The following is a 948-nucleotide window of genomic DNA, read 5'->3' as shown; positions in this document are numbered from 1 at the left end:
TGAAGCCGCAAACGGATGAGTCTGCGCAGGGAGGTTCAGGGGAAATGCCGGCGGACTGGGCCGATTTTGTTCCGGAAATCGGTGTGCAGGATGGCGATTATACTGTGACAAAACGGCAATGGGGTGCTTTTTTTGGCACAGATTTAGACTTGCAGCTGAGACGCCGCGGCGTTGATACGATTGTATTGTGCGGCATCGCAACGAATATCGGGGTGGAAAGCACAGCACGGGAGGCATTTCAGCTTGGCTATCAGCAGATTTTTATTACAGATGCCATGTCCACATTTAGCGATGAAGAGCATGAAGCCACACTGCGCTTTATTTTCCCGAGAATCGGTAAATCGCGAACGACGGAAGAGTTTCTGGAACAAGTGAAATGATGTTGTCGAAAAAAAGCCGGGCTGTTTTTTTAACAGCGGTGGCTTCGGGAACAATGCTGAATCCGCTGAACTCGTCTATGATCTCTCTTGCGCTCCATAGCATCCAGCATGAGTTTCACCTCTCGTTTACAACGGTTTCCTGGCTGATTTCCTCGTTTTACTTGGCGAGTGCCGTAGCGCAGCCTGTAACGGGAAAGCTCGGTGATTTGATTGGGCGGAAACGCTTGTTTTTATTCGGGCTTATTCTTGTTGCGGTTTCTGCCATCGGGGCGCCGTTTGCGCCGACGTTTATGACATTATTGGTCATGCGGCTGTTTCAATCGGTGGGGAGCAGTGCGATTTATCCGTCAGGTGTCGGCTTGATTCGGAATCATATTCATGAGCGCCAAGCTTCAGCTTTGGCTGTACTCTCTATTTTTGCGTCCGCCATGACGGCGCTGGGGCCGACAGTCGGCGGGTTTTTGATTGTATGGGGAGGCTGGCCGGCGATCTTTATCGTTAATTTGCCGTTTATTATCCTCAGCTTCTTATTGGGCCTGTATATGTTCCCGAAAGATCAGAAAAAAGG

The 948-nt window shown here is 50.1% G+C and carries 2 protein-coding genes; both read left to right on the top strand.

Translation table 11 applies throughout. The features are described 5' to 3' along the window. On the top strand, positions 1–380 hold a 380-nt coding region (locus tag ACWHAR_RS24135), incomplete at its 5' end, for an isochorismatase family protein (RefSeq protein WP_452088066.1). Next, positions 380–948: MFS transporter (locus ACWHAR_RS24130; protein WP_452088065.1), on the top strand; the 569-nt coding region annotated here is incomplete at its 3' end. The genes ACWHAR_RS24135 and ACWHAR_RS24130, both read left to right, overlap by 1 nt.

It is taken from the genome of Bacillus sp. LR--39 (assembly GCF_053613335.1).
Note: the sequence above shows the minus strand (reverse complement) of the source record. Positions and strands in the feature narration are given on the sequence as shown.